The sequence below is a fragment of the Haliscomenobacter sp. genome, assembly GCF_033763495.1.
Classification (GTDB): domain Bacteria; phylum Bacteroidota; class Bacteroidia; order Chitinophagales; family Saprospiraceae; genus Haliscomenobacter.
The window spans coordinates 51,385-75,419 of sequence record NZ_JANRKL010000177.1 but is presented as its reverse complement, the minus strand read 5'-3'; the positions used below and the strand labels follow the sequence as shown (position 1 = coordinate 75,419).

Below are 24,035 nucleotides of genomic sequence, written 5' to 3'. Positions count from 1 at the left end.
GTTTATGCAAATATGAATCAGACCCAACTGGAGCAAGAATACGAACGGTTTATCGAATTTGGCAGCATCCTCGACCGCAAGATGCGGCGCTACCTTGTGCAGTACCTGCAAAACAAACTCAGTCCAGGCTCCTACAACATCCCCGAACTGAAGGACGAGTATTTTCGCTACTTCCAGTCTGCGCTCGATCAACTGTTTGCCTTGCGCGACCTCCTGCCCATTTGCCAGCGCAATCAGCGCATTTCCCAGCAGGTGGTACTGGATACCCTGTATTGGCTGCGCAAGAGCTATGATAAAATGCGGCACAAAAACCCTTACCAGGAAGACCTCAACCGCATCGACAATTGGGCAATTACTCCCCTGCACCTCTTCGTCAAACGTTGGCCCATACTGATTACCTACCTGGAAAACCACTACCGCCGTGAGGATTTGGATGCCCTGTTTTACAAACAACGCTTTCAAACCCTCATTGGGGAAAAAGCCCTGGAGGACATTCCCGCCGATGAACGCCAACGGGTGGAAATGCTGCTGACCGACCTGCTCGCGCAATGGGACGCTTTGGTGCAAGCCCGGATCCTCGAATACCAAATCTCCAAACTGGGCGAAGAACTGGACAATTACCTCAACCTGCTCGATGCCAAGGTGCAGGAATACCAAAAACTCCTGCAATTGATCAGCCCTTTCTCCGATTACCTGGGCTGGGACATGTCGCGCTCACTCTGGGAAGACAGCTCTTTCGACGTCATCCAACAATACCAGGAATTGCTGGAAGATGAAAAATCCATCCAGGAATTGGCCGATTTGTTGGGCAACCTGCGAGAGGCCGAAATTGAAATGGAGGAAGAAACGTTTGAAAAAACCATCATCCGCCAGGAATGGATCACCGACGAACTGACCCCAGCGGAGATAACGGGCATCAAAGAAAGTGGCGATTTGAATCACCTGTTGAGTTCGGAAGCTGCATTGCTGGGTGATGCCAGCACTGAAGACCTCTTTATGCACAAATGGCTAGGCAAAAACCTGCTTACCCTCCAGTTCGAAGACCGCCGCCTGCAACCCAGCAACGAAAACTATACCGAAGTCCATCAACGCATCAAGCAACGCGAAAAAGGCCCTTTCATCGTGTGTGTGGATACCAGCGAGTCGATGATGGGACGCCCCGAACAAATCGCCAAGGTGCTTTGCCTGGGCATCCTGAAAATGGCCACCCGGGAAAACCGCCGGGCTTACCTGATCAATTTTTCGATTGGCATCAAAACCCTGGATTTGTACGACATTGCCAATTCCATTGACGCGCTGGCCAAGTTCCTGCGCATGTCTTTCCACGGGGGTACCGACATTTCACTGCCCCTTTACGAGGCCATCCGCCAACTCAAAACCGAGAACTACCGCGATGCCGATGTGCTGGTCATCTCCGATTTTATCATGTACCGGGTGGATCAAAAAGTGCTGGAAGAGGTGCGTTATTTTCAGCAAAACAACGCCACCCAATTTCACAGCCTTACCTTGTCTAATGATCCTAACACGGAGCTGTTGAGTTATTTTGATACCAATTGGGTGTATGACCCGGCAAAAAAGGGGGTGGTGAAAGAGTTGACTAAAGTTCTACATGGTACCTAAAATAGGATTTACCGACGAATTCTGTTTCATCCCCTGCGAATTCTAATCAGGAATAGTTTAATTTTAGTGCCAGTGTACTTTTGTAGGGTACTCAAAAATACTGGCATGAAAAACGGTAAAAAAATACTGAAAATTGAATTCCTGGTTTGTATTCATTTATTGATTCTATCATCAAGCGCGTTATTCGGCCAAAAGAATCCAAACATTGAAAGAGATACCTTTAAACACCACTTTATTCAACAGGTAAAACCATACCTGAATGGGGTTAGTTGGGTGAAGGATTTGGTGAGAGTCGATACTGCTCGGTCTTTTCGCAATTTATCGCTTGCTCCGCTTACACAAATTGATGAAAATTGGATGCAGTCAGCCAACTGTGACAAGAAGGTACCCAAAGAGTGGATTCAATATTGGAGTGCCTTCGGTACCGAGCCAACTTATGATATCCTGCCCTATTACTTCTTCCACAAAATGAGAATTTGCCACATCTTTGGATTTATGTCAAAAGATTCAATTGGTATTATTTGGGGGATGGTGAATTTTGATACGACAGTGATTGTCTTGAATAAAAGGGAATTTGGGCCAGGAACAGGAGATGATATGTTGAATGTTTATCCTTTGGTAAAACAATACCATTTTGAGCCACAGGTAGAAAATATGTACGAACGTTCGGGAACAGAAGAACAAGAGCTTCCCAAATATTTGCAAGGAAAATATTACACACACTCTTTATCGTCCAGCCGTAAAGAAAAATTGATGGCGACGATCAATGACAGTATGGTCCATGCAGCGAATCGATGGTGGAAAATTCAATACAAAAGCGAAATTGATGTCAAACGTAGAAGAGGATACCGCATTTTTGCTACTGACATAAACACCCAAAGGCCCGGTTATTTCGTGTTGCGGGAAAAAGGGCCTGGTGGTAGAAAATGGAGTTTGAGTTTAACCATTGAAAGCTCCCCAAATGCTGCTTGGCAAGACTATTTTGAATTGGGCGAAAAGGAATTAAAAGACCCGATGCAACACTTTCGACAATTTATCAGGATGTTGAAACTAGGGTTCTTTTTTATTCTGTTGACAGTTGCGCTTATCATCTATTTTTTATTCACTAATAGAAAAAAGCGCCGCCAACAGCAACAGACCCAATTGAGCCTAGCTGGCCTGCGCGCTCAACTTAATCCTCATTTTTTGTTCAATACCCTGACCTCCATTCAGGACCTGATGAATCAGGACAACAAAGTTGCCGCCAATCGCTACTTCAACGAAATGGCTCAACTCCTGCGTTATGTGGTGGATAGCTCGGTGGAGGAAACGACCAATGTAGCCTCCGAAGTAGCTGCACTCGAAAAATACTGTTCCCTGGAAGCCTTGCGCACACCCTTCGACTACCGCTTTGACATTCGCCCCGAACTTGACCTGCAAAACATCGAAATCCCCACCATGCTCTTGCAACCCTTTGTAGAAAATGCCATATTACATGGCTTGCGTCCCAGTTCCTTCCCCAAAGAACTCTGCATCAACATGTGGCCGGAAGGAGAGGATCGCATTGGAATTTCTATTGTTGACAACGGCATTGGAATTGAAGAGAGTAGGGACCGCCAGCCCGCCAGCTACAAACGCAGCCACCAAGGCATCAGCACCACCCAAAAACGCATCGAATTACTTAACATCGGTAAAAAACAGAAAATTGTTCTCGAAATTACCGACCGCAGCCACTTGAAACCCAATCAAACCGGAACCCTGGTACAACTGTCAATCCCCATATAGATAAGAATGAGTGTGAGTATGTGATTGCCTTCCACCGTTCAAGAACCTAGCCAACCCACGGATTTATCCGTGGGAGGCAACCAAGAATGGGTGTGAGTGTGATAGTGTGAAAGTGTGAGTGTGTGGTCTTCCACCATCCTGAAACTTACGCCAACCCACGGATTTATCCGTGGGAGGCAACCATAAAACCCAACCCATGACTTTAGTCGTGGGACAAGCAAAGCCTATGATCCGAACCCTCCTCATCGACGACGAAGCCCACAACCACCGCGAACTCTCCCGAGTCCTCGCTGAAACCTGCCCTCAAGTCCACATCCTCGGCCAGGCCTACAGCGCCACCGAGGCCAAAACCCTGTACCAAACCCACACCCCAGACCTCCTATTCCTCGACATCGAAATGCCCGGCGGCAACGGCTTCCAATTCCTCGAATCCATCCAACCCGTGCGCGCCGAGGTCATTTTTGTCACCGCTTACGACAAATACGCCATCCAGGCCATCAAGTTTGCTGCGCTGGATTACCTACTCAAACCCGTCAACCCTACGGAGTTAAAAGTAGCAGTAGAACGCGCCCAACAAAAAATCCAGGCACGCTGGGGCAACCAACAACTGCAAGCCCTGCTCGACAACCTCCGCAACCCCCAACAACAGCCCAAAATCGCCCTGCCATCCATTGATCGGGTCGACTTTGTGGAGCCCGACCAAATCATTCGGTGTCAGTCCGACAACACCTATACCCACGTGTTTTTGGAAGATGGCAGCAAGTTGTTGATCTCCAAAACCCTGCGCGAGTTTACCACCCTGCTGACAGAATACGGCTTTCTGCGCACCCATCAGTCGCATCTGGTCAACCGCAAGTACATCCGCTCACTGCTCAAACGCGATGGAGATGTGCTGTTGCTGACTGATGGTACGGAGGTGCCAGTATCTTTGCGGCAAAAAGGGGAGGTGCTGGCGGGTTTGAAATGAAAAAGGTAAGAACACACGACTCTCATTTTTCTGGCATCTCCACCTTGGGGATGTCTTTTGTATTTTAGGGGCTCAGTGAAATGGGTGGAATACTCAGTGGATGAGGGGAAGGTATCAAATGCTAAAATGCCTTTGAGCAGGCAGATGATATTTGTAGAAAATAAAAATTATGAAAAGGAATCGGATCAGTTTATTGTTCATCTTCTTAGTCTGCCCATTTTTTCTGCTTGCTCAGTTAAGGGAAGAGAACCCCTTTTGGCCTACTGTAAATATTGCTACGGAAATCGAAGGGGGCTGGGATTATGAAGGGACTTCTTATAGCTTACGCTTCTATCGGCACTGTTTGTTGCGGGATAATCAAATGTGGCCCTACATTGAGGGTACTACCAGAAGAGGAGATACCATTCTAATTTCCATTAATTTTAGAGGAGTGCTTTGTTCGCTTGAATTAATTCCCCAAGGGTATGATTTTCTCAAAATCCGCTGCCAGACGGGTTTTTATTTTCTACCACCAGGAGTGTTAGAAAAAGAATTCATTACCCTAAAAAGATTAAATCCAGGGCCAATGACTCCTCGGGAGTTTAGAGAAAGGGCGATCAATTATAGTCGCACTACCAGCTCGCGGCCTCCTTTGGGGCATCATGAAAACATCAACATTCCAAAACGAATACTTTCCGAAGACTGGGTCAAAAATGCAGAGCAGTTGGAGGCAATCCCAGCAGCACTGTTGGGGTATTGGCAAGAAATAAAAAAAGGTAAAGGGGGGCAGAAGGGAATAGTAGCTTTTTTCCCTCGCGGGATTTTGACCAGCCAATCGGAAAAAAGTATGTATCCAATTCACTACTCGGAATTTTCCAGAATATACCAGTTCCAAAACATTTATGCGCTGAGCACAAGAATGGAAGACTTTTATTCAGTAGGAGAGATGTGGCTGAAATATCAAAACGATACGCTTACCGTTCATAACATCGGTTGGGGGGGAGATTTTGGCAATGCCCCCAGGATTTTTATTCGAAAAAATCGCTTAGAATCAACTACCTTGCCTACATCACTACAAAAGAAATACTCCGAATTTAGAGAAGGTTTTATTCCTGAGCTTTCAACTATTGATCCCCCAGAAAACGTCCAGATCGTAGGCGATCAGTTGATTTATAGTGGGCATCGTTTAAACATCGCCAAGGTGTACAAGAATGAGAATCGTTATGCTTTGAATGGAGCAAATAAAGTTAACTACGATGTTTTTGCAGTAGACCCGAAGACCCAAAAAGAATACTTTTTTGCCCTGCTTTTCAGTCAAAAAAAAGCTGTTTATTTTTTGTACGCATTCGGCATCCATATGCAAGGCAGCGATGGTACGATCCAAATATTCCCCTGGCATTTTTATCTGCCCAAATCAGGTGCATTTACCGCCGAAGAAATCTTTTATTTTGCCATCGCTTTTGGAGCTACTCTTTCCCTGTTGATTATTTTTCTCTTTCTCCGCAACCGCCGCATCCGACGCCAACGCCAACAAGCCCAACTCGCCCTGCGCGGCATCCGGGCCCAACTCAATCCTCATTTTCTTTTCAACGCCTTGGCCTCCATCCAATCCCTGGTCAATCGAAACGACCAGGAGGGGGCCAATCGTTACCTCAGTGGGTTTTCCAAACTCTTGCGGCATACCCTGTACCATTCGGAGCAGGATTACATCAGTTTGGAAGAGGAATTGGCGCACCTGCGGCAATATTGTGAATTGGAAGCCTTGCGCAGCCCTTTTGAATACACCATCAAAGTGGCTGAAAACCTGGATGTATTCAACACTGAAGTTCCGAGCATGCTGCTACAACCCTACGTGGAAAATGCTATTTTGCACGGCTTGCGGGAGCATCCCGGGCAGCCAAAGCTGGAAGTTTGGATTCACCAAGAGGGCAAAAACCTGCGTTGTGAAATCACCGATAATGGCCAGGGCATCAAGGCAAGTCAGGAGCACAAAAGTCCAAGCGATTTTGCACCCAAATTGCACGGCATGAGCCTGAGTGCGGAACGAATTCGTTTGTTGAATTTGCGCTTGCGCAAAAAAATCACCCTGGAGGTGGTCAATCGCCGACAAAACGAAAAACAGCCAGGCACCCGCATTATCATCAACATCCCCCAATAACCCAATACGATGAAAGCCATTCTAGTCGATGATGAGCACAACAACCTGGAAAATCTACGCTTGCTGCTGGCCAAATACTGCCCCGAAGTACAGGTGTTGGCAACAGCAACGACCAACAGCCATGCCCTGGAACATTTTCGGGCGCAGCAACCCGAGCTGATTTTCCTCGATATTGAAATGCCCGGCGGCAATGGCTTTGAATTGCTGGATGCTTTGAAGGGCTACAATTTTGAAGTCATTTTTGTCACTGCTTTCGACCATTATTCCCTGCGGGCCATCAAATACTCGGCGCTGGACTACCTGCTCAAGCCCTTGGACATTGCCGATTTACAAGCCGCAGTACACAAAGCTCGGGAGCGACTGCAAACGCGCAGTTTTCAGCAGCAAATAGATGTGCTAATGAGCCATCTGGGGCAAAATCCCCGGGCGGCCCGGATTGCCCTTCCTTCTTCAGAACGGATAGATTTTGTAGAAATCGCCCAAATCGCCTATTGCCAGGGCGACAGCAATTATACCCACGTTAAGGTTGGTGACCAGGCTCCTGTCCTGGTCGCCAAAACCTTAAAGGAGTTTGAAGAATTGCTCAGTCCGCATGGCTTTTTTCGCACCCACCAGTCCTGGTTGGTCAACCTGGATTTTGTGGTATCCTTTGTCCGCAAGGACGGAGGTTATGCCCTGATGCGGGATGGGGCACAAGTGCCGGTGGCGCAGCAGAAGCGGAAGAGTTTTTTGGAAAAGATTTGAAAAATATTTTATTAAAACAATTATTGTTGTATTTTTAAAGAAAAAATGCCAGAACTAAGTCGATTCTACGGAATTATCATCTACATGTATGCGAAAGACCATTTCCCACCGCATTTCCATGCAAAGTATGGGGACTATACAGCTACCTTTTACATCAATAATTGTGAGCTACAAGAAGGAAATCTTCCAAAAAGGGCTTTACAATTAGTGAAAGAATGGGCATCTTTGCACAAAGAAGAATTAAGTGCAAATTGGGAAACAGCACAGTCTGATAATCCCAAGTTTTTCAAAATAAACCCATTAGATTGACATGATCCACCTTATTAAATCAATCCTTCATGTAGAACCCTACACCATCACCGTCCGCTACAACACGGGCGAAATCCTCGCCATTCCCTTTAAAGAGCGTCTCCAAACCTGGGCGACTTCTCCCGATAGTCCTTTTAGCCAGTTGCTACAGGAAGATTATTTCACCCAGGTTCAACTTGACCCCGAGGCAGAAACCTTGGTTTGGCCCAATGGCTTAGATTTTTGTCCAGACACCCTCCATGATTGGGCTCTCGAAGCCGCCACCCCAGTTTCTGCCACACCCCACTAAGCCCGTCTCTTCCCCAAACTTCCCCATACCATCGCCCACAACTCTTCAAACGGAATCACTTCCAACTCATATCCCTGCGGGCTCATCTGCAAGGGATATTGCTCCAACAATTTCAAATAGCGCTCCGACCGTGATAGTACAGTTTGAGGATGAAAATGCGCCTTCGGAATTTGCAACAACAACCGAATGAAGACATTGCAACGATAATTTTCATCCTGTTTCAAATAACGACTGCAATACCGCTCGATTGCTTCGATGCGGCTGAGCACCACATCGTGGCGTTTTTGGGCAATGAGGAACAAAATTTGGATGACTAGAATGGGGACGTTCATGCCCCGTTTGTCTTTGGAAAAAATAGGAACTTCGTTGAGAAACTTGTTGAGGCGAAATTTGCCACTTGCTTCCACCGAGCTGGATTTGAGTTTGCCAATAAAAAGCAAGTACTCCAGCCAGGCTTCATAAATTTTCCATTTTTCCAGGGCGCGTTTGCCCAAGGTATGGAACGATGGGTGACTGCTTGCACTTTGCCAAACCTGATGTGCTTCCGGGTAGTTGTGGGTGTGTAGAGCCAAGATCAGGCACAATTCCCGATTTTTGAACCAATTGAAGGAACCTTCCTTTTCCAGTTCCAGCGCTTTTTCCACTACCATTCGCCCTTCGGAGTAATTTTTGAGCTGAATGTGGCAAACCAGCTTTTGGTACAAAAAAGTCAAAAACGCCACTTTGGGAACAAATTCAATACTACTCAATTCAGCTAATGCTTCATCACAAGCCAGAACTGCTTCGGTGTAATTGACTTCAGCCATCAAGGCAGCTACTTTGAGCAAATACACATGGCGCAAAAAATGATAAGAGCGGTGTTGTTCCTGTAGTGGAGCCAATTGCTCGTAGTAAGCTCTGGCAGGGGAGGGTTCAGTCGAAGCATTTTGATCGAACAAATGACTGTACACCAAGCGGATGTACAAGTCTTCGGCCAGATTTTCACTTTGCCAAAGTTGGACGTATTGGGTATGCAGTTCATCGTAATACTTGAGTTTGCGGGCATCCGGCTGGCGAGTGGAATAATAGAGGCGTAGGATTTTGCTGATGTTTACCAGCAATTCCGAAAACTGGTAGTACTCCGCTCTTTTAAATATTTTGAGTGCCAGGTCCACCGCTATTTTGCTGGCACCCCGATTGAGTAGAATTTTTACTGCTGCCCATTCTTTGCAACAGCTGATGTAAGCACGGTCCCAATCAGAGTAACCAGCTTGTTTGACATCAATGAAAAACAGCGCATTAACCAGGCGATTCTTGAGCTGGTTTTTGAGCTTGCGGTAGGCGTGATCGGTAGGAGCAGCACTAAAGTAATATTGGGCAGCCTCTTCATCTGTGCAAAACTCCCGCGAAGCAATTTTTACATAAAGGCTATTGACCATTGAAATCCTGCCCTGCTCGGCTTGCCCAAGTAATTCAATGGATTTGAGTTTGTTGCGGCTGACCAGATCAACCAAATCCTGGATAACTTCCATAATACCCTCAGTGTTGAACGAACGAAAAAATGCCTGTTTGCAAACAGGTTGAGTGCAAATGGAAATTGTTTAAAAGGTTGCGGTTGGAAATGGTAATAAAGGCAAGCAATGGATAAATACTTGGTTCAAATATGCTGCCCTTTTTTGAAAAAAACAAGAGGTGGCAAAAAAAGAGCCCATCAAAGAAGCTGTTTGGAGCTCGCGATATAAACTCAAACAGCTTCAAGGATGAGCCTAAACTTGCCTTACATAGAAACTATAATTTACACAACCTTTCCTGGTAGCTGGATTTTCAATAAACAATGATCCTTGGCTAAAGCAGGGGAGAGGGTTTGATTGCCCTCCCCCGGTCTTGCTAATCACCCTTTGTTAACAATGATCCTCTTTTATTAAAAATCATGGGTCAAAGGTAGCGGGACCCGGAGTAGTAGACAGTACCAGAAAGAGGCTGCAAGTTCCAACGCAGAATTGCGGGGAAACCCAATTGGAAAGCAGGTAAAATTTTGATAAACAATATTTAACGAAAAGCTTCAGGCAAAAAAATCAAGTGGTAGTGCTTCTTCTTTCCAGTTTGTTTAAAAACGGATAGGAGAAAACCACCGCCATAATCACTGCCGCACCCCAATAAAAAGTAGTGCTGACTTCTTTGTCTTCATTCAGCAAAAGCCAGGCGAGCACGATGGCGTAAACCGGTTCCAGGTTCATGGTTAAGTTGGCGGTGAAAGCGGAGAGGTGTTTCAATGCGTTCAAAGACAGAACGTAAGCAAAAGTAGTACACAACAAGGCCAATACCAACAAATAAACCCAATCACTCCAGTGCGGAGGCACCATGACCGGAAATCCCGTGCTACTCAAACCCGAACCCACAATCACCAATCCCAAAAACAAACAGGCACTGCTCAATTCCACAAAAGTGATGCTCATGGCATCGAGGTTGGCCACCTGGGGCTTGTTCAAAATGGCAAATAGCGCCGCCAACAATGCCGCGATGACGCCCACCACGAGGCCATCTACCATCGAAAAATCGATACCATTGACCACCAGAGCCATCCCGGGAATGATCAATAAACCCAGGCCTAATTCAAGCGGATTGAACTTTTTCTTCAAAATCAAGGGCTCCAGAATGGCTGAAAAGAGGGAAGTGGACCCCATGGCCAATACCCCAACCGAGGAATTGGACAATTTGATTGCACCATAAAAAGCCAACCAGTGCAAACCCACAATAGTCCCGATGCCCACCAAAACCAGCAATTGCCGGCGAGGCAATGTCTTCAACAGTTTGAATACATTGATCAATAACATCAAACTCAGGGATGTAATCAACACCCGCCACCACACCAGCACCAGGGCACTCAATTGAATCATTTTTCCCAAAATGGCGGTAAGACCAAATAGCAAAACTGCCAAATGCAGTTGGAGGTACGCTTTTTGTGCTGTTGTCATTGAACTATTCCCTTACTTGGTGCATTTAGGTAGGCAAGATAAAATCATTTTTACCATTAATTCAGATAATCATGCTACAAGTTGGTGATCAGGCTCCAGCCTTTACGCTGTTTTCCAGCGACAAAAAAGAAGTGAAGTTGGAAGACTTTCAAGGACAAAACGTTGTTTTGTTGTTCTTTCCAATGGCATTCACCAGTGTATGTACTGCCGAATTGTGCAACATGCGCGATGACATTGCCTTTTATCAGGGTTTGAATGCTCAGATTTTAGGAGTATCTGTGGATTCCCCCTTCACTTTAGCTAAATTTAAAGAGGACCAAAACCTGAATTTTCCTTTGTTGTCTGATTTCAACAAGGGGGTTTCAACTGCATATGGCGCGTTGTATCAGGATTTCGTTTTTGGCATGAAAGGGGTTTCCAAACGTGCGGCCTTCGTAATCGACGGTAATGGAACAATCCAATACGCCGAAGTGTTGGAAAATGCGGGAGAAATGCCGAATTTTGCCAATGTAAAAGCAGCCCTGCCTGCACTTCAATAATTACTAGTGACAACTGACTGTTTTGACCAGCTCAAAAACTGGTCAAAACAGCACACATTAAACTAGTATTCATTCAAAAAACAATGATCACCGCGTACAATCCTGAGGTAGAAGAATTAGAAGAAGTATTGGTAGAAGATGAGATTGATGAGCTCTTGGGCCATCATTCCCGCCTGATTGTGTACAACGATGACCACAACACTTTTGAATGGGTCATCCAGTGTTTTGTAGAAGTATTGGAACATGCCCAGGATCAGGCCGAGCAATTGGCCTTAATCATCCATTTTAAAGGAAAAGCAACCGTCAAAACTGCGCCAAAAAAAGAATTGAAGCCCAAAAAAGACGCTTTGATTGACCGAGGGCTTTCTGCGGTCATTGAAGATTAAAATTTGGAATCTATTTTGAACAAACCATTCAAATCTTGAGGCAAGCGCGCTCCATCGTTTTGCCAAACAAATTTAAAAGCCTATTTTTGCGTTTAAGCAAAAAAAGCTTAGTTTAAACCCCTGGAATTGATGGTTTGCAGAAATTTTATTTTGTCACCTAGCGCATAAGTATAAATGGAATACCCTACCATTAAGGACGGTAAATACACATATATTGAAACCCAAGGCGGAGAAGAGACCCTCATTCTGCTGCATGGCCTATTTGGCGCTTTGAGCAATTTTGAAGGGATCATTGCCGCTTTCGGCCAGTCTTACAATGTGGTGATCCCCATTCTGCCAATGTTTGAATTACCCATCCGGGAAGTATCCGTGATGGGGTTGGTAGATCACCTTTCCGATTTTATCAAAGACAAAGGTTACCACAAAGTACATCTGTTGGGCAACTCTTTGGGTGGGCACATTGCGCTGTTGTACACCCTGGGGCATCAGGAAAAAATTGCTTCCTTGATTTTGACGGGTAGTTCGGGTTTGTTTGAAAGCGCTATGGGCAACAGCTTCCCCAAACGTGGTGACTACGAATACATCAAGAAAAAAACCCAGGATACCTTTTACGATCCCTCCATCGCTTCAGAGGAATTGATCAACGAAGTATACAGCATCGTCAACGACCGCAACCGGGCCATTCGTGTGATTGCCACCTCCAAATCGGCAGTGCGACACAATCTCGGTGATAAGCTACACAACATCAAAGTACCGACTCTACTCATCTGGGGCCGCCAGGATCAGGTCACTCCAGCCTTTGTAGGTGAAAAGTTTCACGAAATGATTCCCCATTCACGGCTGCACCTGATCGAATTTTGTGGTCACGCACCCATGATGGAGAAAAAAGAAGAATTCAACCTTCATCTTTCCGCTTTCCTCCAGGAGGTGTCCGGATTGGTGCCGGCAAGCAAATAGAGAAAAGTTGAGGAGTTGAGGAGTTGAGAAGTTTAGGCTACCGCAGCGACTTAGACGCTACGTTCTAAACTCCTCAACTTTTAAACTCCTCAACTCTTTTATCCCCCACAGCGGGTGATTTTGATACAAACTATCATTCTTATTTTTCGCGGAAAAAATTGACAATAGCATGAAAAAAATCTTGTGGTTGTTGTGCATCACCTTGATTGTAGGCGCGTGCTCAACCCAAAAACCTGTCACGACTAAAACCGAACCTGCCCAGGAATTGATTGCCGAAGTGGACCTGGATACCCTGGACATTGAATCCATGGCAGATGAAGGAGAAGGAGAAGAAGAAGACTATGAAGTAGAAACTACTTTATCCCCCTATAGCCCTACGGCCAAGCGGGTGAATGACCTGCTGCACACCAAAATAGATGTGCGTTTTGATTGGGCCAAAGAAGAAGTATACGGAAAGGTAACCTTGCGCCTCAAACCCTTCTTCAATCCTACCTCAACCCTGACCCTGGACGCCAAGGGCATGGAGTTTAAAAAAGTGCAATTTGCTGGTAAGGATCAACAACTGCAGTACAAATATGAGGACAACCAGCGGATTGTGATTCAATTGGGACGCTCCTTCAATCGGGGTGAAGAATACAGCATCTACATCGAATACACCGCTCGCCCCAAAGCCGATGGTGGCAGTGATGCCATCACTTCGAATCAGGGGCTGTTTTTCATCAACCCACGTAATGAAGAACAGGGCAAACCCCAACAAATCTGGACCCAAGGTGAAACCGAATGGAACTCCCGCTGGTTTCCTACCATCGACCGCCCCAACGAGCGTTGTACCCAGGAGCTTTACGTTACCGTAGAGCAAAAGTTTAAGACCCTTTCCAATGGCCTTTTGCTTTCCTCTACCAATAACCCCGACGGCACCCGCACCGATTACTGGAAAATGGACTTGCCCCACGCTCCTTACCTGTTTATGCTGGCGGTAGGTGATTTTGCAGTGGTTAAAGACAAGTGGCGCAACATCGAAGTGGCCTACTACGTGGAGCCTGAATTCGAAGCCGACGCCCGCGATATTTTTGCTCACACCCCGGAGATGTTGGAGTTCTTCTCGAACAAACTGGGGGTGAACTACCCCTGGCCTAAATATTCCCAAATCATTGTACGCGATTACGTATCGGGCGCGATGGAGAACACCACGGCGGTTATTTTTGGCGACTTCATCCAAAAACACAAATGGGAGCTCATCGACGACTCCAATGATAAAATCGTCGCTCACGAAATGTTCCACCATTGGTTTGGCGACTATGTGACGACCGAAAGCTGGCCCAACCTGACCATGAATGAAGGTTTTGCCAATTACTCTGAATACCTCTGGTTCGAACACAAATATGGGTCCGATTTCGCCGATCATCATTTGCTGGAAGAACAAGGCGGTTACTTGGGTTCCGCAGCGGGTGGCGTACACCCCTTGATTCATTTTGGAGTCCGGGACAAAGACGATATGTTCGATGCACACAGCTACAACAAAGGTGGTGCGACCTTGCACATGTTGCGGAGTTACCTGGGAGATGAGGTGTTTTTTACTGCCCTGAAAAACTACCTGACCCAAAATGCCTTCAAATCGGTTGAAGCACACAACCTGCGCCTCGCCATGGAAGAAGTGAGTGGCGAAGACCTCAACTGGTTTTTCAACCAATGGTATTTCGCCGCAGGCCACCCCAAATTGAACATCGAATACAGCTACGATGAGGCCGCCAAGGAAGCAGTGGTAACAGTGAGCCAAACCCAGAGTGAAAAAGGTGTTCCTGGTATATTTGTTCTCCCGGTTGGTGTTGATGTATACGCCAATGGCCGCAGCACCCGCCACGATATTCGGGTTGACCAGCGCGAGCAGACTTTCCGTTTCCCTTCCAGCCGCAAACCTGATCTCATCAATTTTGATGCAGACCGGGCACTTCTGGCAGAAATTGAAGACAATAAAACCGAGGAAGAACTGGTCTTCCAATTTAAAAACGCGCCCAAATTCATGGATCGCAACGAGGCCATCGAACGTTTGATTGGCCTGGAAAGTGACCAGGTGGCTGGCCTTTTGAACACAGCTTTGAACGATCGTTTTTACTACATTCGCTCTGTTGCTCTGGACAATTTGCCCCAGGAGCTCAGCCCGGAACTGATGACCAAGCTGCGCGACTTGGCTCAGAATGACAAACACTCCGAGGTCCGTTCCAAGGCCTTGTCTGCATTGGCTGATACTGGCGATCCCCAAACCTTGGCAGTAGCCAAAGCCGCCTTTGAAAAAGAACAGGCTCCAAGTGTACGCGCAAGTGCGTTGGGGATTATTTATGAGGAAAACGAAGAAGAAGGTTTGGCTTTGGCCGAAAAACTGGGCGAAACGGCTAAAGGTCCACTCCTCGAAGCGATTGCGGGCATTTACACCGACAAAGGTGACGCCAAATACCTGCCATTTTTTGAAAAACGATTGAAGGACGTGGATGGATTTACGGCTATTTCTTTCTTCGAAAGTTACCAGATTTTGGCTTCTGGTGGAGACCAGGCAACCATTGACAAAACCATCGAAACCCTGAAAAACTTTGGCACAAGCAGCGACCCATCGCTGTGGCGCAAGTTTGGGGCGGTAAAAGCACTGAATGACCTGCGCAACGATTTTCGCGTGAAAGCGCGGAGCGCCTCGGGTACGGAGAAAACCACTTTGTCCGGCACAGCAGATCGCATTGCCAAAATTATTGATGACATCAAAAACAAAGAAACCAACGCTGAATTGAAATCAGTTTATGACCAATTGCCTGTGATAAAATAATTTTCAACCAGCTTTAGGATTTTTTTGTTGTCTATTAGGTAAGTTAGCCGTCAGGAACGTGTGGAAATTTGGTTTTCACACGTTTCTTTCGTTATATTGTAGCTTTATTTAGTTGACTTTAAGTGAGGGATTTATGGCAATGCAAGACAATTACCGACTGTTGATTGAAAAGCTTGACGCTTTCATTCGCAAATACTATGTCAACAAGCTGATTCGCGGCGCTTTGTACAGCGTGGGCACGATCTTGGGCTTATTCCTGATCGCCGCAGTATTGGAGTACTTTTACTACTTCGATACCACCGGGCGAAAAATCCTGTTTTATTCCTTTTTAGGCATCAGCGGCCTTGCCCTTGGCAATTGGGTCATCGATCCTCTGTTGCGCTATTTTCACTTGGGACGGGTCATTAGCCATGAGAAAGCAGCTTCCATCATTGGGGAACACTTCACCAATGTCAAGGACAAATTGCTCAACATCCTCCAACTCAATCAGCAAGCTAGCCAGGCTGATCAAAAAGAATTGATCCTGGCGAGTATCAATCAAAAGTCGGAGGAAATCAAGCCTGTTCCTTTCCAGGCTGCCATCAACCTGGCTCAAAACCGCAAGTACCTGCGTTATGCATTGCCCCCCCTCCTGGTGCTCCTGGTTTTGTTGTTTGCCGCTCCTTCTGTTATTCGCGATAGTACCCAACGTTTGATTCAAAATGGCAAAGAGTTTTTGCGCCCTGCTCCTTTTGCATTCAAGTTGGATGAAAAAAAACTAACCGTAGTCCAATACGAAGATTACGATCTGGAAATCAAGGTAGATGGTGCGATTTTGCCCAATGACGTGTTTATCGTTGTTGACGACTACGAATACCGCATGAGCAAAATCAGCCCCAATGAGTTCAGCTACCGCTTCAATAAAGTGGAAAAAGACGTACGTTTTACCTTGCGGGGTGGCGGCGTCGATTCCCGGAATTATTTGCTGGAGGTGATCAAAAAGCCGAATATCCGCGATTTTCAGGTCAAACTCAATTACCCGGATTACATCGGTCGTACGGATGAGGTGTTGCAAAGCATCGGCGATCTGGTATTGCCAGTTGGTACACAAGTGCAGTGGATTTTCAACACCGAATCAACTGAGGCCATCAAAATGCGTTTTTCGCGCAGCAACAAGTCACAATTGGCCACCCGCCAGGGCAACGACCTGTTTTTGTTTGGCAAAAAAGCGATGCTGGATGAGACTTACAAACTGATTGTTTCCAATGCGGCCCTGCCCAAAGGAGACTCGGTGACCTATTCCATGACCATCATCCCCGATCAATACCCCGAAATCCGCGCCCAAGCTTTTGATGACAGCACCAATACCAACGCCAAATATTTCGCGGGTGAAGCCAGTGACGATTACGGTTTGCGCGTGCTCACTTTCAACTACCGCATCCGCAAAGCCAAAAGTGATCCAGGCCAGTTGCAGTCCATCACCATCCAACGCCCCGAAGGCAAGAGTACCACTTTTGACTATTCCTTCGACGCCATGGAACTGGGTCTAAAACCCGGAGATGAACTCAGCTATTACTTTGAAATCAAAGACAACGATGCGGTCAATGGCAGCAAAGCCGCACGCACTGGGGTAATGGTCTTCTCCATGCCTACCCTGGAGGAAATGGAAAAACGTGCCGAGCAAAACGACGATAAAATTAAGGACAACCTGAAAGACGCTTTGGCTGAAGCCAAAAAATTGCAGGAAGAAATCCGTCGTTTGCAGGAAAAACTTTTGCAGGAAAAAGACATCAATTGGCAGACCCGCAAGCAATTGGAAAAACTGCTGGAGCGCCAAAAAGAACTGGAAAAACAAATCAAGGAAGCCCAAAAAGCTTTTGAGGAAAACAAGAAAAACCAGGAACAGTTAGGCGAAACGCCCGAAGAGACCAAGGAAAAGCAGGAAATGCTGGAACAACTCATGGAATCGCTGGAAGACCCAGAGATGAAAGAGCTCATGGAAAAAATCGAAAAACTCATGCAGGAAATGGAGAAAGACCAGGCCCTGGAAATGATGGAGGAGATGAAAGACCGCAATGAGCAGCGCGAGAATGAGTTGGAACGGATGGAAGAGCTGTTCAAACAACTGGAACTGGAACAGGAAATCAATAAGGCCGCCGACAAGCTGGACGAAATGGCCGAAAAACAGGAAAAACTGAGTGAAAAAACCGAAGAGAAAAAAGAGTCCAACGAACAACTCGAAAAGCAGCAGGAAGAGTTGACCAAAGAATTGGAGGACCTGGAGAAAAAAATGGAGGAAATCGAGAAGAAAAACGAAGAGCTCGAAAACCCTCAAAAAATGGATGACCCCAAAGAAGGGATGGAGGACATCAAAGAAGACATGAAGGACAGTGAAAAACAACTGGAACAAAACCAGAACAGCAAGTCCTCCAAGTCACAAAAGAGCGCGGCCCAAAAGATGAAAAACAAGGCCAACAAAATGCGCTCCCAAATGCAGTCGAACCAAATGGAGCAAATGCAGGAGGACGTGAAAATGTTGCGCCAATTGCTCGAAAACCTGGTAGGTTTGTCCTTCGACGAGGAAGACTTGATCAATGGTTTGAAAAAAACCGAGATCAATACGCCGCGCTACGTTCAGCAGGTGCAGCGCCAATTTAAAATCAAGGACGACTTCCGCGTAGCCGAAGATACCCTCAATGCCCTCAGCAAAAGGGTGTATCAAATCGAGTCTTTCGTGACGGAAAAAGTAGGCGAGATCAAAACCAACATGCGTGAAAGCATTGAACTGCTGGAAGAGCGTGAAAAAGGAATGGCCGCCGATCGCCAGCAGCGCACCATGAAAGGCCTCAACGACCTGGCCCTGATGCTCAGCGAGGTACTCAACAACATGCAACAACAAATGTCGGGCATGATGTCGGGCAGCCAATCTTGCCCCAACCCGGGCAAACAAAATCAAGGACAAGGCAAACAGGGCAATACCCCCAAGGATAAAATGTCGCCCGGGCAGGAAGGTCTCAACAAGGAGATGCAAAACGCCCGCGAAAAGATGAACCAAAAGGATGGTCAAGGTGGCCCCAATGCCAAGGATTTTGCTCAAATGGCTGCCAAACAAGCAGCCATCCGCAAAGCACTGGAAAAACAACAGCGCAAACTGCAACAGCAAGGCAAAGGCAGCAAAGAGCTCCAAGACATCCTGGATCAGATGGACAAAACCGAAACCGAACTGGTCAATAAAAAACTGAGCAACGAAACCCTCAAGCGCCAACAAGACATCCTCACGCGCCTGCTCGAACACGAAAAAGCCGAGCGCGAACGCGAACTGGATGAAAAGCGCAAATCAGATTCCGCCCAGGATTACCAACGCAAATCGCCACCTGCCCTGGAGGAATACCTGAAAAAACGCCGCTCGGAGGTAGAGACGTATAAGACAGTTTCTCCTGCACTGAAGCCTTATTATAAGTCTTTGGTGGAAGAGTATTTTAAGACGCTGAAGGGGGAGTAAAAACGACCCCGTTCGGTAAAAAAATTGCATGCTGGGATTGAGTTCCTGGCATGCAATTTTTTTTATTTTACACCGCGGCTGCAAAACCAACCGTATCCCGATAATACTGAGGCGAAATCTCAGCCCGTTTTTTGAAGAATCTACTGAAATAAAACTCGTCGTCAAAGCCCAATTCATAAGCAATTTCCTTGATGGACTTGGCACTGAGGTAAAGTTCTCTTTTGGCCTCAATGACGATTCGGTCGCTGATTAAATCGGTCAAGGTTTTTTGAAAATGAGTTTTGGTAATCTTACCTAGGGCCTTGGGGGTAATGTTGAGTATTTCGGCGTAATCACTTGCCGAATGTTTGGTCCGGTAATGGGCTTCAATGGCATCTTTTAACTTTTGGAGCACAAAAGGTTCTTTCGAACTGGCCATAGCCGCTTTAACTGCGGGTTGTTGATTGATTTTTATGCGTACCGCATTGATCAACAAAATTTTCAGGTAGGCGATCAACAATTCATATTGAGCCAGTTCGGCCTTTTGGGTTTCAGCTACCATCTGTTCGATCAGGCCTTCAAAATGCACCACATCCGAAGCTTCCAAATCGAAGTACGGAACCTGATAAATGTTGTTGAATAAAAGACCATTGCAGGCAATCTCCTGATGGTGTTTAAAAATGCAAAAAAACTCTGGGTGAAAATTGATCACCCAACCTTGCAGGGCAGATTCTGATTGTAAGCGATAAGGCTGATAGGGTGAAAAGGCCATTAAAGATGGGGCCTTTATATCGTACTCCGTAAAATCAGCCGTTAAATGTGCCTGCCCGGATTTAATCAGGATGATGCTGAAATAGCTGAGCCGTTGCAATTCCTCAAAAGGGTTGGCATCTTCAAAGGGGAAGATGCGAAAAGCCAGCGTTCCCTTCTGAGGGTTGTGCAAGGTAAAGTGTGTGTGCATGTACATTATACATTGAGTTAAACTCCCTCCGGAGCATTAACCTGATTTTGTTGGGCGGGCCTCAATTCCAGCACCTCTTTCTCCAATGCCTCAAGATACGCTTGTTGGGGCGCAAATGCCGCCTGAATTTCACTCAGGGTGTAGCGGGGTGTAATGTGCTGAGGGCAATTCCAGTCATAAGCCTGAATCTCGAACAAGATCATTCGTTCGGGCCGGTGTGGATAATCCGCCGGGTCTAGTTGCTGAAACAATGCGGGATCATCTTTCAGTTCAACAACTCTAGCATTGGCATACAACTTTAACCTGGCCTGCCGAGGGTAGTCGACCATGATCAAAGCAACCTGTGGATGGGTTTGCAAGTTACCCACCGAAATGTATTGCTTGTTGCCTTCAAAGTCGACTATCCCCAGGATGTTGGCATCCAGCACTTTGATGAAACCGGCAGGCCCTCCCCGGTGCTGGATGTAAGGATAGCCATTCTCTCCGATACTGGACAGGTAAAAACTGTCCCGTTCGGTGATGAATACAATCTCCTGCTCCGACAGCCCATCGGTGTGACGGAACTGCTCCATACGGGCATAGGTTTTCCGGCTACCGTGTATTTCTTGCAGCGCCTTTACCGCGTCGGTAAAAGCCAGCTTCGCATAATTTTGTGCCATTATTTTAATTTGCGATCTTTTTCAGCAATGGCCAAGTCATTGATACTCGCAAATCTTTTTTGCATGAGGCCATTGTCATCAAATTCCCAATTTTCATTGCCATAAGCTCTAAACCATTCTCCGGCCTGATTTTGGTATTCGTATTCAAATCTTACGGCAATTCGATTGTCTGTATGGGCCCAATATTCTTTTTTTAAGCGATAATTGAGCTCTTTTTGCCACTTTTTGCTGAGAAAGGCAACGATCTCGGCCCGACCATTGATGAACTCGTTGCGATTGCGCCACTCACTATCAGTGGTATAAGCTAAAGAGACTCTTTCAGGATCCTGGCTATTCCAGGCATCTTCAGCCAATTGGATTTTTTGTTTGGCCGTTTCAAGGCTAAAGGGTGGAAGGGGAAAACGCTTTTCCATGTTTGTTGGTTGAATAAAAAGGTGAGCAAAATGGGCTCCCTAACTAAGCTATCAGTTAGGGAGCGGGAGCTTTAATTCGTTTACACTTCGAGCGTAGCCAAGCTTGGCGCTGCCGGGAAATCAACCGGAATTTTAGTCAGGTTGTGCAGGTAATTCATTACAATTTTGTCGGCGATCACCATGATCAGGTCTACCAGAGATTCCTGGGTATACCCTGCTGCGAAAAAAGCATCCAGCGGAGCTTCATCGCTTAACCGGCCTTTGTTTTCCGCTATCACCTTGGCCAATTGTGCGAGTGCATCCAGTTTGGCGTTGAAGGAGGCATGCCCGCTGCGCAGTTCCAGTACTTGCTCGTCAGTAAAGCCATTCATTTTGCCAATAACAGTGTGCGCTGCCAAACAATAATCACAGCCATTGACCTGACTGACTGCCAGATTGATGACTTCTTTTTCTTTTTTGCTTAAAGAGGTTTTGGCATTCTGGAGTTGCAAATAATTGCCAAGCGCATGCTGGGAGTAGGCAATGGTCGCATACAAATTGGGAACGAAACCCAATGCTGCTTTTAACTGGTCGAAAATCACCTGGTTGTTTTCGCTAACTTGATCACGGGTTGGAACATTGAATTGTGTCATTTTTCTGCTTTGAGTGGTTAAAGATTAAAAATCAGAAGCAGGCTTGTTGCGTTGCCGCTGAATGATGACATAAAGTTCAGGCTTAATGCCGGCGGAAAGAATGCAGGATTGACGCCAGAGCATGGACGATTTTCCCTGGGAAGTGATTTTGGGACCCGATCGCCCCTTTCAGTTGGTAGAGATAGGTCTAGAAAGCTCTTTCGTAGAGCTTGGGTTGGACTCCTTTTTTGACCAAAGTATATTGTCTTAACAATGCTGCGATTTTGCGGCTATGCCGCTGGGCGGTTCAGTCTGAACAGATAATGATTTCCTCACCCCAAAATCCCCCCAAACACCTCCTTCACCTTCGCCAAATCCACCACATGCGCCTTTACTGCATCCATTGTATGCGGCGACTTATCCTCCACACATTGCTCAATCACCAGATGCGGCTGCAATTTCAGCTTCTTCAACTCCCCAGCAAAGCGCCGATAATCAATGTCCCCATCGCCAAACGTTTCGGACCAAACCCCATTGACCGACTGGCGGATGTGCAGCTCCACCACCCGTTTGCCATACAATTTCAACACATCGAACACCGCCAGTTGCGAGTTTTGGGAACCCCGGTATACCCAATGCACGTCAAAACAGAAGGACATATTCAGCGGCGAGGTATTCAGCAGCATGTGGTGGAATTCGCGGGCACCCGCTTTCATTTCTACATCGTGGGTATGGTAGGCCAGGGTGATGCCTTTTTGGCGTAAGGCTGCCCCCAGTTTATCCAAACTAGCCGCTTGTAACTTCAATTCATCGTCGGTTTTGACCTCATCTCCACCCCAACGAATGGGTGTAGGATTGGTTACCATAATTTTGGTGCCCAGTTTTTTGACCTCATCGGCGATAGCCAAAACTGTGGAGATGGATTTGGTTGCTTCATCCGCCTTGTGCAAAACACTATTGACATACACCGAAGGCATGGCGATTTGGTGTTTTTTGAGCACCGGCCCTAACTTGACAACCTCTTCAGGCGCATTAAAACTGGGCTCGTAAGCCTTCAGCCCCGTTTTGGCAAAATCGGCCAGGCAAGCGTCCAGGTCTTCCCCCCAATTTTTATTGTCGCGCCCATAAAAGGTGTACCAGTTGTAGGAATTGGCGGAAATGGGCGTGGGGTAGGGGGCAAATACCTCCGATTGGGTAGAACTCAATACCGTAGCGGCAGATGCTCCGGCAACCAGATTGAGAAATTGGCGGCGATTGGGTGTCATGGCTGTGCGATTTGATTTTGGTCATCTAATGTAGGAAAAATTGCACAAACATGAAACACCCCCAATATGGGTAATTTTTTAAGAAGCTCTGGTTCATTCTTGCTTAGGTGATTCCTTGAGTGTCTAAGGTTTCTTAGGTGGTGAAAGAATCCCTGCTTCGCAAGTTTTTTCTTTTTTACCACCTAAGAAACTTTAGAAACCGCAGATTCACCTCAGTCTATACCTGAAAGATTCATCGCTTTGGCAATCTTTAAAACTAGAGGTAACTTCTCCGCTACAACTTAATCGTAAAAGTCTTTCCATTCAACGTCACCACCGCGACATTGTCACAAGTACCATCACCGTAATCCACCTGAATGTCTTTGCCATTCAATTTCAACAGGCCCAGGCCCTTGCTGACCCAGTAGCAATTGTTGGCCTTTACCAGAGGTTGATCAATGTTCCAGGTAACCACCTCATTGTTGGGGAACATCACGTCGATATTGCCTGTTACATCGTACACATCATCACTCCAGTTCCACCAGGTTGAGTGCCCACGAGTTTGAGTAAAATTGTGCACACCGCTCCAGGTCCAGGTTTCGTTTTTGGCATCGGTGATTTTGACCTTATCGGCTTTGATTTGATAAACCCCGGCCGTAGTGGTGCTGCTGTTGCTGAAGCTGAATTTGCCGTCCAGTTTCACCCCATCTTCGCTGTAATTCTCGTATTGTAAAGTCAAAAGAGAATTGGGTTGCCAGATTTTATCAACCACCATGGTCACCTTACCACTTTTGGTTTTCCCGTCTACATCGGTGCAACCTGTGCCAAAATCTACCACAACGGTCTTGGGGAAGGTCTTTAAATCAGCTGGAGTCACGGTAATCGTGCCACAATCTGTACGTATTTCCGGTGTGTTGTTGACCAGACCATCTACCTCTGCGGCACCCCGGGTGGCGATGCCAAATGAGGTGCCAATCAGTTGTTGGCTTTTGAGGGTGCGGCTAGCCAGTTCCACACTTTCTTCTTCGCTCAGGTCTACGTTTTCGTCTTTGGTACAAGCATTAAAAGTAAGGAGGACCAGGCCCATCAGGCCTAAAACGGAAAACCATGTTTGCTTAACCATTGGAAAGTTTTTTGAATTATGAATCGGTTTTTAAATAGGAGAACAAATGCAAAGACGATTTCCGTTGGTGATTGTTACCGATGAAT

At 46.5% G+C, this 24,035-nt stretch carries 20 protein-coding genes; 12 read left to right on the top strand and 8 right to left on the bottom strand.

Annotated features, from left to right (window positions below; translation table 11 throughout):
- The first annotated feature begins 12 nt into the window (after positions 1-12).
- The 7 genes from SFV55_RS19135 to SFV55_RS19105 all read left to right on the top strand — a co-directional run bounded on the left by SFV55_RS19135 (position 13) and on the right by SFV55_RS19105 (position 7,830).
- Entirely contained in the window at positions 13-1,620 is a 1,608-nt protein-coding gene (locus tag SFV55_RS19135) for a VWA domain-containing protein (RefSeq protein WP_320031148.1), read from the top strand.
- Between the two features lie 105 nt (positions 1,621-1,725).
- Positions 1,726-3,384, top strand: coding sequence for a sensor histidine kinase (locus tag SFV55_RS19130; protein ID WP_320031147.1), 1,659 nt, complete (start codon positions 1,726-1,728; stop codon positions 3,382-3,384).
- A 226-nt stretch (positions 3,385-3,610) separates the two neighbouring features.
- Complete coding sequence (locus tag SFV55_RS19125; RefSeq protein WP_320031146.1) at positions 3,611-4,351, top strand: LytTR family DNA-binding domain-containing protein; 741 nt, start codon at positions 3,611-3,613, stop codon at positions 4,349-4,351.
- Between the two features lie 169 nt (positions 4,352-4,520).
- Positions 4,521-6,488, top strand: a complete 1,968-nt coding sequence (locus SFV55_RS19120) for a histidine kinase (RefSeq protein ID WP_320031145.1) — start codon at positions 4,521-4,523, stop codon at positions 6,486-6,488.
- 9 nt (positions 6,489-6,497) lie between these two features.
- A complete protein-coding gene (locus SFV55_RS19115; protein ID WP_320031144.1) occupies positions 6,498-7,232 on the top strand; it encodes a LytTR family DNA-binding domain-containing protein in 735 nt (244 codons plus the stop codon).
- Between the two features lie 45 nt (positions 7,233-7,277).
- On the top strand, positions 7,278-7,541 hold the full coding sequence (locus tag SFV55_RS19110) for a DUF4160 domain-containing protein (RefSeq protein ID WP_320031143.1): 264 nt from the start codon (positions 7,278-7,280) through the stop codon (positions 7,539-7,541).
- Position 7,542: 1 nt separating this feature from the next.
- Entirely contained in the window at positions 7,543-7,830 is a 288-nt protein-coding gene (locus tag SFV55_RS19105) for a DUF2442 domain-containing protein (protein WP_320031142.1), read from the top strand.
- Here the strand turns inward: SFV55_RS19105 and SFV55_RS19100 are convergent.
- A complete protein-coding gene (locus SFV55_RS19100) occupies positions 7,827-9,341 on the bottom strand; it encodes a hypothetical protein (RefSeq protein WP_320031141.1) in 1,515 nt (504 codons plus the stop codon). The genes SFV55_RS19105 and SFV55_RS19100 overlap by 4 nt on opposite strands.
- A 543-nt stretch (positions 9,342-9,884) precedes the next feature.
- A complete protein-coding gene (locus SFV55_RS19095; RefSeq protein WP_320031140.1) occupies positions 9,885-10,784 on the bottom strand; it encodes a DMT family transporter in 900 nt (299 codons plus the stop codon).
- Positions 10,785-10,855: 71 nt separating this feature from the next.
- On the opposite strand from SFV55_RS19095, the gene SFV55_RS19090 reads away from it, so the two are divergent.
- The 5 genes from SFV55_RS19090 to SFV55_RS19070 all read left to right on the top strand — a co-directional run bounded on the left by SFV55_RS19090 (position 10,856) and on the right by SFV55_RS19070 (position 18,959).
- Positions 10,856-11,323, top strand: a complete 468-nt coding sequence (locus tag SFV55_RS19090; RefSeq protein ID WP_320031139.1) for a peroxiredoxin — start codon at positions 10,856-10,858, stop codon at positions 11,321-11,323.
- A gap of 83 nt (positions 11,324-11,406) precedes the next feature.
- Positions 11,407-11,709 carry an ATP-dependent Clp protease adaptor ClpS gene (locus tag SFV55_RS19085; protein ID WP_320031138.1) on the top strand — a complete coding sequence of 101 codons (303 nt, stop codon included), beginning with the start codon at positions 11,407-11,409 and terminating at the stop codon, positions 11,707-11,709.
- A gap of 174 nt (positions 11,710-11,883) precedes the next feature.
- The gene (locus SFV55_RS19080) at positions 11,884-12,666 is read left to right on the top strand and encodes an alpha/beta hydrolase (RefSeq protein WP_320031137.1); all 783 of its coding nucleotides are present in this window, start codon (positions 11,884-11,886) and stop codon (positions 12,664-12,666) included.
- Positions 12,667-12,835: 169 nt separating this feature from the next.
- The gene (locus tag SFV55_RS19075) at positions 12,836-15,478 is read left to right on the top strand and encodes a M1 family metallopeptidase (RefSeq protein WP_320031136.1); all 2,643 of its coding nucleotides are present in this window, start codon (positions 12,836-12,838) and stop codon (positions 15,476-15,478) included.
- Between the two features lie 133 nt (positions 15,479-15,611).
- Entirely contained in the window at positions 15,612-18,959 is a 3,348-nt protein-coding gene (locus SFV55_RS19070) for a DUF4175 family protein (RefSeq protein WP_320031135.1), read from the top strand.
- Positions 18,960-19,026: 67 nt separating this feature from the next.
- Here the strand turns inward: SFV55_RS19070 and SFV55_RS19065 are convergent, their stop codons facing one another.
- The 6 genes from SFV55_RS19065 to SFV55_RS19040 form a co-directional block, all read right to left on the bottom strand.
- Positions 19,027-19,899 carry a helix-turn-helix domain-containing protein gene (locus SFV55_RS19065; protein WP_320031134.1) on the bottom strand — a complete coding sequence of 291 codons (873 nt, stop codon included), beginning with the start codon at positions 19,897-19,899 and terminating at the stop codon, positions 19,027-19,029.
- 17 nt (positions 19,900-19,916) lie between these two features.
- The gene (locus SFV55_RS19060) at positions 19,917-20,558 is read right to left on the bottom strand and encodes a pyridoxamine 5'-phosphate oxidase family protein (protein WP_320031133.1); all 642 of its coding nucleotides are present in this window, start codon (positions 20,556-20,558) and stop codon (positions 19,917-19,919) included.
- Positions 20,558-20,971, bottom strand: coding sequence for a nuclear transport factor 2 family protein (locus SFV55_RS19055; RefSeq protein WP_320031132.1), 414 nt, complete (start codon positions 20,969-20,971; stop codon positions 20,558-20,560). Before SFV55_RS19055 ends, SFV55_RS19060 begins: the two co-directional genes overlap by 1 nt.
- A gap of 80 nt (positions 20,972-21,051) precedes the next feature.
- Positions 21,052-21,603, bottom strand: coding sequence for a carboxymuconolactone decarboxylase family protein (locus SFV55_RS19050; protein ID WP_320031131.1), 552 nt, complete (start codon positions 21,601-21,603; stop codon positions 21,052-21,054).
- A 311-nt stretch (positions 21,604-21,914) separates the two neighbouring features.
- Positions 21,915-22,847, bottom strand: coding sequence for a sugar phosphate isomerase/epimerase (locus SFV55_RS19045; RefSeq protein WP_320031130.1), 933 nt, complete (start codon positions 22,845-22,847; stop codon positions 21,915-21,917).
- A gap of 274 nt (positions 22,848-23,121) precedes the next feature.
- Positions 23,122-23,949: a hypothetical protein gene (locus SFV55_RS19040; protein ID WP_320031129.1), complete on the bottom strand. Its 828-nt coding sequence runs from the start codon at positions 23,947-23,949 to the stop codon at positions 23,122-23,124.
- Positions 23,950-24,035 lie beyond the last annotated feature (86 nt).